Here is an 8,276-nt window from a genome sequence, read left to right on the forward strand (position 1 = left end):
TGCCTGCCTGGCCGCCGCCTATGCCGATCGCCGCGCCGTGCTGCGGGCTGCTGCCGCCCCGGCCCTGCGCCCCTTGCGCTGCGATGGGGTGTGGCGTGGCCGCATGTTGATGGCGAGCGCCGGGCCGGCGATCATGATCCGCGACGGCGACCTGGTGCTGGCCGTGGCCACGCCGCCCGCCAGCGCCTGGACGCCCTGGCTCAGCTGGCGCCAAGCTGGGCGCCGGCTCATCCTGCAACCGAAAGCCGGCCCGGCAATCCGCTGCCGCCTGACCTGATCGCAGGGGCAGACCGATCGAGCCTGTGATTGCAGAGGCCGGGTTCACTGGCTCGAACTCAGCGGCAGCGTGGGTGGGTGCCGATATCGGTGATGCTGTCCGCCCGGCCATTGGCGGTGATCATCTGCAGGCACTGGCGACCGTTCCACCAGATCGTGCCCTTGCTGTTGCCGCTGTCAAAGCCATCGACATTGCGGAAGCCGCGCGCCTGCAGATCGCTTTCGGCACCGGCCGCCTTGGCGCCAACAAGATCGGAGAAGCTGGCACCGCCGCCGCTGCCCCAGCCTGAAGTGCCGGCATTGCCGCGCCAGTTGTTGCCATAGCCGTTGTCGTGATCCAGCTCGGTCTGGCGCTGGTTGACGCCGTTCTGATAGCCCTGGCTGTAGCTGTCGCTGTTGCTGCCATTGCGATAGGCGCCGTTGTGCAGGCCGTCGCGATAACCGCGCTCGTAATCGGCCTCGCGCTGGGCATCGTCATAATGTTGGCCGTTGTCGTGGTGGCCGGACTTGTGGGACAGCAGCAGCGCCGCCAGCGCCGCCACGCCCACGGCCGCGCCCACCTTGGCGCCGGTGTTGTCAGCGCGCTGGTTGCAATCACCATTCGCCGCATCGGTGATGGCAGAGTAGCGCCCGTCGCGCGTGGTCACCATCACGCATTGTTTCTGGCTGGCGCTCCACCAGTAATTGTAGCGGGCGCCGCCGCTGTTGTGGCCGGTGATCTGCACCCAGCCGCGTGATTCCAGGTCGCCTTCGGCGGTGCCGGCGCGCGCACCCACCAGATCGCGCAGATCGCGGGCCTTCGCCGCCGCAGCGACCGGCGCGAGCAGCAGCGACGCTGCGGCCAGAGCAAGGCCGGTGCGGCCGATGATCGATTGTCCCATGCTGTTCATGTGGCTTCCCCTTCTGTCATTTCGCCGGATCGGCCGCCGGTGCCGCCATGCCCGCATTGGCATTGCCTTGCGGGATCGAGATCAACGTGACGCCCAGCGCCTCACCCACCACCTTTACGCCTGGCGCGACAAGCGCGGAGGCGGCGCTGTCGGCAGCGCGGCCGGGGCAACCGACCAGAATGGCGCTGTCGTCGAGATAGTTCACGGTCAGCTCGGATTCGCCCAAGCGGCGGCAGGGATCGCCGGCGTTGGGATAGCCATCGCCAAACGGGCTCAGCGCGGCCGGCCAGGCAAAGGACTCCGTCGCCGGCTCCGTTTGCGGCTCACTGGTCGCATCCTGTGGCGCAGGTGCAGCCGGCTTGCACGCGAACAGAAGCAGCCCCAGCGCCGTTGCAATGAAACGATTGAAATTCACGGCTCATTCCCCCCAGGAACAACACCGATGCTATCCATGCAATGACGATGGTCGAGGGTAATTGACGCCAAGCTTTGGGCAAATCACGCCAGAACTCGTCTGGCCGTGGCCGTTTCTGCGCTATTGGCCGGTCAGGCGTTGTCGAATACGGGCAGGACTGTCACCGAACCACTCCCGGCACTTGCGGCCAAAGCTCGACTGGTCGGAAAAGCCGAGCTGTTCGGCAATGTCGGCCAGGGGCCGGCTCGATCCCGCCAGCAACTGATGCGCGCGGGACCGCCGCTCCTGCTCCACCATCTGGTGATGGCTGGTGCCCGCCTCTGCCAGCGCCCGCACCAACGAGCGGACCGACATGCCCAGCGCAATGGCGCTGTCGTCCAGGCCGACAAGCTGGCCGCGATCGATGCGGCTGCCAACATGGCCGCGCACCCGCGCGATCAGCGGCACATCCCGCAACTGGCGCAGATCGGCCTCGCAGCGTGCCAGCCCGTCCTGCCACAAGGCCTCATCCCGATAGGGGCTGGGCCATGACAATGCGGCCAGCGGAAATGCCATGAAGTGGGCCTCACCGCCAACCGTCACGTCGCACCCCAGTTGCGCGGCCAGGTCCGCCGGATCGGAAACGGGCGGTACGGCGAAGTTGATCCGGGCCGCGGCGGTCTTCAGCCCCATGATGGTTTCGACGGTGCGGTGCGTGGAAATCAGCGTGAGCTCGGCGGAGATCGGTTCGAGCCGGCCCATCGGCCCGGCTGGCCAGTAGCGGATATGTGCCTCCTCGCCCACCGTCACCAGTTCGCGCCGCCACCAGGGCAGGGCGGCATTGCCATAGCGGATCGAGAGTTCCAGCGCGTCCCGCAGCGTGGGCGCGAGCGGCAGCGTGAGCATCAGATTGTCGTCGGTGGGAATGCGGGGGCTCCGCGCCAACCGCTTCAGGATGGTCTGGGGCGGCCGGACCTCGATCAGGTTGAAGCTGATGCGGATGATGTCGCGCACCGGCAGGAAGCGCGGCAGCGGGCCGCTGGAGCCGGCCAGCGAAGTGCCAGCCCGCGTGAGATTCGGGTCGCCCACATCGGCTTCATACTGGGCAACCGTGCCGCGCGTGCCCAGGCGGTCGGCGATCGGCCCCAGCGCCTCGATCAGCGCAGCTGCCTCGGTTGCGGCGTCACCGAAATCCGCCACGAACGGCGGCATGGTCGCAAATCGGTTCAGAATCTGGCCCGCTCACAGTGCATGGATGGAACATCCCATCCACTCAGACACTAACTCAAGTTGCGATTGGCGCGAAATGTCCAGTTGCTGGCGTGATATGGACTTACTGTCGCAGTCACGCCGCTTTAGCCGCTGCGGCAGGAGGTGCGCCCGTGGATTTCATCGGCATTATCAGGTCGCTTGAGGAACTTCTTTATGAAGTCATGGGCTGGCTGATCTTTTACCCCCGCACCTTGTGGCGCATCCTGATCCGCCCCGATGCAGCCACGCGCTATTCCGAAGATGAACAGGGAGACAGCCCGGCTGATCGCTATGCGGATTCGCTCAGCCCGCCACTGTTGCTGATGATCACGCTGGTGCTCACCCACGCGCTGGGCATCGGCATCGGCATGGAAGCGCCCAAGGCGAGTGGCGGTCTGGGCGACGCCGTGGTGAAATCGCCCCAGAACCTGCTGATGATGCGGGCCATGATTTTTGCCATCATCCCGCTGGTGATCGCCGGCCTGTCGCTCAACAAACGCGGCATCGCCATCGATCGACAGACGCTGCGCATGCCCTTCTACAGCCAGTGCTTCCTGCTGACCCCCTTTGCCCTGATGCTGCAGGCCGGGCTGCTGTTCTATCGGGTGCCTGCCCTCGGCCCGCCGGCGGCGGTCGGGCTGTGTCTGGCCGGGATTGCCTGGTTCCTGTGGGCGCAGACCCAGTGGGTGGCACGGCGCTTGCAGAAGCGCGCTGCCAGCGCCTTCGGGTGGGCCCTGGTCTTCACCCTGCTGGCGCTGCTGGCCGGCACGGCTGCCGCCCTGCTGATCGCCTTGGCGCTTTGAACCGGCAGGGCCCGGTGGCGGCTGGCGTGATTTGTCCAGTGTTTGGCCGGGTTTGCGCTTGGCAGCCCGATGGCCGGACTGCAGCAATGGCAGGCTGCAGCAGGGAAACGCCACCATGACCGCCAGAGCCAGACTGGGCATCGCCATCGCGGCCGTCGCCGTGTGGGCCGGGATCACGGTCTGGGTTGGCGTCTGGCAGGCCGGGCACGGCGCGCTGGGGGACCTGGTCAGCCGTCAGGTCAACTATGCCTCGCCGCTGGCTGCCCTGTTCCTGCTGCTGGTTTGCCGGGGGCTGCGCTGGAACGATGTCGGCCTGAACGGCCCCCGTCCGGCGGCGTCGGTGTGGCTGCTGTGGCCGATTGCGCTTTATATCGCGGTCTTCGCCGGTGTGGCGTTGTTGACCCAAAAGCCGGCGATGCCGGCCCTCGCCTTCATTGCGATCAACACCGCCTTCGTCGGCCTTTCAGAGGAACTGGCCTTTCGCGGCGTGCTGTGGGGTGCGGCGCGCAAGGCGCTGGCGTTCTGGCCGGGCGTGTTGCTGGTTTCCGCCCTGTTCGGCAGCATCCATCTGCTCAATGTCTTCATCACCGGCCAATTGGGCGATGCGGCCATCCAGGCGCTGAACGCATTCCTGAGCGGCTTTGGCTATCTTGCGCTGCGCGTCCGCACCCGCTCCCTCTTGCCCATGATCGTGGGCCATTGGCTGTGGGATCTCGCCGTGTTCCTCGGCTCGGCGGACCCGAACCGGCATGTCGCCGGCGGCGGCTCGACCAGCCTGCTCTATGCCGCCGCGCTGGTGGCGCCGATCGCCCTTTATGGCCTGTGGCTGCTGCGCAAGCCGGAATATCGTGATGCCGATGACAGCCTGGGCGACGCTTCGGCCAAGCCCTAGCGCGATCGGCGCATCAGCCAGAACAGCAAGGCGGCAGCCAGCGCCACCCCAGCATGGGCGGCCCAGAACAACGGGCCGCCGATCCGTGGCAGCAGGCTGGCCAGGGTCGCCGCGCTCACCGCCCCCAGCAGCAGCACGGCATTGGCACCGGTAATGGCCGTTGCGGTAAAGCCCGCCGGCGCGCGCCGCGCCGCCTCCGCCGCCAGCAGGGGCAGGATCTGCGCCGCGCCGATGTCGTTGAGCAGATGGAACAGCAACAGGCCGGCCAACGGCACATGATCGCCGAACAGAGCCGCCGCTGTTGCCAGCCAGAGGGCAGCGAGGCTGGTGATCAGGGCACCGGCTGCCATCTGCCCCTCGACGGCCGGCAGCGCGCGCCGCACGCGCCAGCGCTGCCAGAACCAGTTGGTGCCGGCCAGCGCTGCAAGGCCGATCAGGGCGTCCCCGGCGATCAGCCACGTCACCGGCATCTGGGTGGCACCGAGTTTCAGATCGGCGTGGCGCGACGCCCAGGGCAGATAGGCATTGAGCAGCTGAAAATTGGCCGTGACCGCCAGGGCCGCCGGGATCGCCAGCAGCAGCGGTCGGGCCAGGCCCTGCCACAGCTGGGGCGGTGGTGGTGCGATCGGCCGCTCGGCTGGCAACAGGCCAAACGCACGCTGGCCGGCAGCGGCGGCCACCAACATCACGAGCCCAGCCAGTGCGAACCCCCAGTGCCAGCCCAGCCGTTCACCCACGGTGCCGATCAGCAGCGGCGCCAGCAGTCCACCGATATTGATGGCGATGTCGAGTAGCCGGAATCCGTCATCGCGGCCAGGATCGTCCGCAGAATAAAGGCTGTCGACGCGGGCCGCCAAGGCCGATTTGAACAGCCCGCTGCCGATCACCAGTGCAGCCAGGCCGGGCAGCAACATCGCCGGCGCGGCCAACAAGAAGTGGCCGAGCAGCAGAGAGCCGGCCCCCACCCGCAGGGCATTGTCCCGGCCCAGCCGCCGGTCGGTCACCACCGCCCCCACCAATGGCGCCGCCTGCAGCAGGGCAGCATTCACCCCCAGCAGGCTTGCAGCCAGCACCGGGCCATCGAGATGCAGGCTCGCCGCCAGGGCCGGCAAGCCCCACACGGCGGCCATGGCGGCTGGCGTTGCCAGTTGTGCGGCCAGATACAGGGCCAGCAGCGTCTGCATGCCAAAGAAGGACAGACGCTCCAGCATTTCCGTTGTCAGCAGGCCGGCCAACCCGGCTGGATGGCGCGCCACGGTCAGCTCAGGCCGTTGCCGGCGATGCTGCGGCGGAACTCTCCCGGCGGCATGCCGAACCAGCGGCGAAAGCTGCGGCCAAAGCTGGACACATCGGGAAAGCCCAGCGCGATGGCCATGTCACCCTGCGTCATCGCCGGATTGTTGATCAGCCGGATCGCCCGCAGCCGGCGTTCCTGATCGACGATCGCCTGGAAACTGGTGCCGGCGTTGGCCAGCAGCCGCGACAGGCTGCGTTCCGACATGGCTTCCGAAACGGCCAGTTGCTTGAAGCGCGGCACACGCTGTTCGCGATCAAGGAAGCCCCCCACCCGTTCCCGGATGCGGGCGACATCGGTTTGCAGGCGCCAGGCGGCCGCGGCGGCCCGCAACCGTTCCTGCACAAGCTGCCACACGCCGGCATCATGCCCCGGGTTGGCGACATCGGCCCAGTGCGCCGGGAAGCGGACACGGTTGATCCCGGCATCCCACGACACCTGCCATGGCCCTGCCAGTGCCGCCGGGTCAGTGCCGGGGCCGGGCCGCCAGGTGGTCTCGATCCGGACCGGGTCCAGCCGCTCATTCACCCCAACCGTCAGCATGCGCACGCACAACAACGCGCCCAAATACCCGGCAAAACCCAGCAGCGGTCCGGCCAGGAAACGGCTGGTCAGGCTGATCGCCCACTCGGCCTCGCCTTCGTCGAGCGTCAATGAGATGTAGGGCGAACTGACCGCGGTGAATTGCGGCAGCAGTCGCGCGAAGTGACCCAGCGAGGGGGCATGGGCGTGGGCCATCAGCGTGATCGGCCCGGTCGCCAGTGCCTGGCCTGCGGCCACGCGCAGCAGCAGAGCATCGGCATGGCCATGATCAATGATGTTGGCCGTGATGATCAGATCGTCGGCCGCGGTGATGGCATCCGGCAAGGGCCTGCCGGGCGGATGGCTGGAGCCGCCGTGAAGCCAGGCCGGCCAACCCAGCCAGTGACCGAACCAGGCCAGCGAACCTGGCGCCGTCTGCGCATTCGCCAGGGGACCAAGCAACTGGATCGCCGTGCGCGCCTGGGCAAACGCCCGGCCCGGAGAACCGGCCTCAGCAGAATCCATGATGCGCAATATCAAGCCCCGGCAATGTGCATATTATCGCTGACAAAGCCGGGCAGGCTGAACAAGGCCGAAGTGCGTTCTGGCGGATTTTGGCGAAAAATTGGCGTGAACTGTCGACGGCTCGGTCTGGACGATCAGGCACGTACCGCGCCAGGCCATAGGCCGGACCCGCTCAATGTGTTCCCGCATCTCCCGATGGCAGCGTGAACGCAACCAACCGCAGGGGCTGGCGATCGAACCAGGCGCCAGACTGCCAATGTCCCCCTGGCCATTTTCAGCCTACGGCGCGTTGGCGGAGAAGGAAGTGGTGCCGCTTGCGTGACTCGAACACGCGACCCCATCATTACGAATGATGTGCTCTACCGGCTGAGCTAAAGCGGCGACCGGGAAGGTTGCGGCGATTATCAGCGGGGGGCGGTGCTGGCAAGGGGGCAGCGCCATAATTCGGGCCATGCCGGCTCAAGGGCCGGACGCTGCCGCCGTTATCGCCAGCATGAGCCAGAATCGCCCCGGCCCCGCCCTATCGCCATCGGCTTTGGCCGCGCCTGAACTGGACAGCACGGGCGGCGGATCGGCAGGGCCAGTGCGGCCGGGGCCGTTGCGAGTGGACCAGGTGCCGCGCAGTGTGGTGGTGGAGCGGCGGCTGACCAGCCGGGCGCTGGCGGCCTGGCAGACCGCACCAGAGGATGGCATCGCGCCGGCGCTGGCGCCCTTCTTCGATCACAGCATCATCGTGCGCGATCCCGCCGGCCGGGCCATCATCGACAGCGTGGGCGGGCCGGTTTCGGCGCGCTTTGGCCTGGTGGCGGGCGTGCCGCTGCTGCGCGATCCCGGCTTGTCAGACGAACTGGTGGCGGCGTGTGAACTGGTGGCGCTGCAGCCAATGCCGATCCCGTTCGAAGCCAGCGTCAACGATCCGATGGGTGCCCAGATGCTGGTGCGCGGCCTGGCGCTGCCGCTGCCGGAGGACGATGACCCGGCCGCCCTGGTGCAGATCGTGCTGAGTTGGCGGGAAATATTGTCGAAGAGCGCCGCGCGACGGCTGCGCGCCGAACTGGCCAGCGCCTTTGCCGACGTGCCGCGATTGCCGCCGATCACCGAGCCCTTCCCGCGCCGCCCCGGCGCCGGCCGCTTCGCCGGACCGTCCGCTGTGCTTCGACGCACAAATAATGAAGAGTGAGCGTTGAATCACACTTTTCTTTCGCGGCCGCCGGGCGCATAAGCTGCGGCAAAAATGTCGCGGGAGCGATTGACGTGTCTGCATCGACCCGGCCCGGCCCCAGCGCTGCGGCTTCTGATTCCACCAGCGCCGGCCCCCACGCGGAGGCGCTGGCCGGCTGCCTGTTTGCCCGTGCCCTGCCCGGCGAGATCGAGGGGCTGGACGACGCTGCCCGCGCTGCCGTGGGCGCCTTCGTGGCCCAGGCCGCCA

At 67.7% G+C, this 8,276-nt stretch carries 9 protein-coding genes and 1 tRNA gene; 4 read left to right on the forward strand and 6 right to left on the reverse strand.

The genetic code is table 11. The annotated features are described in order from the left end of the window. Nucleotides 1-277: hypothetical protein (locus GJ693_RS16950; protein ID WP_197042145.1), on the forward strand; the 277-nt coding region annotated here is incomplete at its 5' end. Between the two features lie 58 nt (nucleotides 278-335). On the opposite strand, the gene GJ693_RS11640 is transcribed toward GJ693_RS16950, so the two are convergent. The 3 genes from GJ693_RS11640 to GJ693_RS11650 form a co-directional block, all read right to left on the reverse strand. Next, the gene (locus GJ693_RS11640) at nucleotides 336-1,166 is read right to left on the reverse strand and encodes a hypothetical protein (RefSeq protein WP_156256471.1); all 831 of its coding nucleotides are present in this window, start codon (nucleotides 1,164-1,166) and stop codon (nucleotides 336-338) included. 16 nt (nucleotides 1,167-1,182) lie between these two features. Beyond that, complete coding sequence (locus GJ693_RS11645) at nucleotides 1,183-1,581, reverse strand: hypothetical protein (RefSeq protein WP_156256472.1); 399 nt, start codon at nucleotides 1,579-1,581, stop codon at nucleotides 1,183-1,185. Between the two features lie 120 nt (nucleotides 1,582-1,701). Continuing rightward, the gene (locus GJ693_RS11650) at nucleotides 1,702-2,772 is read right to left on the reverse strand and encodes a helix-turn-helix transcriptional regulator (RefSeq protein ID WP_156256473.1); all 1,071 of its coding nucleotides are present in this window, start codon (nucleotides 2,770-2,772) and stop codon (nucleotides 1,702-1,704) included. A 170-nt stretch (nucleotides 2,773-2,942) separates the two neighbouring features. Here GJ693_RS11650 and GJ693_RS11655 point away from each other — a divergent pair, with 170 nt between their 5' ends. Next, nucleotides 2,943-3,614, forward strand: a complete 672-nt coding sequence (locus GJ693_RS11655) for a hypothetical protein (protein WP_156256474.1) — start codon at nucleotides 2,943-2,945, stop codon at nucleotides 3,612-3,614. Nucleotides 3,615-3,729: 115 nt separating this feature from the next. Continuing rightward, nucleotides 3,730-4,506, forward strand: coding sequence for a CPBP family intramembrane glutamic endopeptidase (locus GJ693_RS11660; RefSeq protein ID WP_156256475.1), 777 nt, complete (start codon nucleotides 3,730-3,732; stop codon nucleotides 4,504-4,506). On the opposite strand, the gene GJ693_RS11665 is transcribed toward GJ693_RS11660, so the two are convergent. The 3 genes from GJ693_RS11665 to GJ693_RS11675 all read right to left on the reverse strand — a co-directional run bounded on the left by GJ693_RS11665 (nucleotide 4,503) and on the right by GJ693_RS11675 (nucleotide 7,228). Beyond that, nucleotides 4,503-5,762 (reverse strand): POT-type proton-dependent oligopeptide transporter, encoded by a 1,260-nt coding sequence (locus GJ693_RS11665; protein WP_156256476.1) that lies wholly within the window; start codon nucleotides 5,760-5,762, stop codon nucleotides 4,503-4,505. The genes GJ693_RS11660 and GJ693_RS11665 overlap by 4 nt on opposite strands. A 2-nt stretch (nucleotides 5,763-5,764) precedes the next feature. Further along, nucleotides 5,765-6,847, reverse strand: coding sequence for a helix-turn-helix transcriptional regulator (locus tag GJ693_RS11670; RefSeq protein WP_156256477.1), 1,083 nt, complete (start codon nucleotides 6,845-6,847; stop codon nucleotides 5,765-5,767). Between the two features lie 305 nt (nucleotides 6,848-7,152). Next, a tRNA-Thr gene (locus tag GJ693_RS11675) sits at nucleotides 7,153-7,228 on the reverse strand. A 112-nt stretch (nucleotides 7,229-7,340) separates the two neighbouring features. Here GJ693_RS11675 and GJ693_RS11680 point away from each other — a divergent pair. Next, nucleotides 7,341-8,027, forward strand: coding sequence for a hypothetical protein (locus tag GJ693_RS11680; RefSeq protein ID WP_156256478.1), 687 nt, complete (start codon nucleotides 7,341-7,343; stop codon nucleotides 8,025-8,027). Nucleotides 8,028-8,276 lie beyond the last annotated feature (249 nt).

It is taken from the genome of Sandarakinorhabdus oryzae (assembly GCF_009733735.1).
Taxonomy (GTDB): domain Bacteria; phylum Pseudomonadota; class Alphaproteobacteria; order Sphingomonadales; family Sphingomonadaceae; genus Sandarakinorhabdus; species Sandarakinorhabdus oryzae.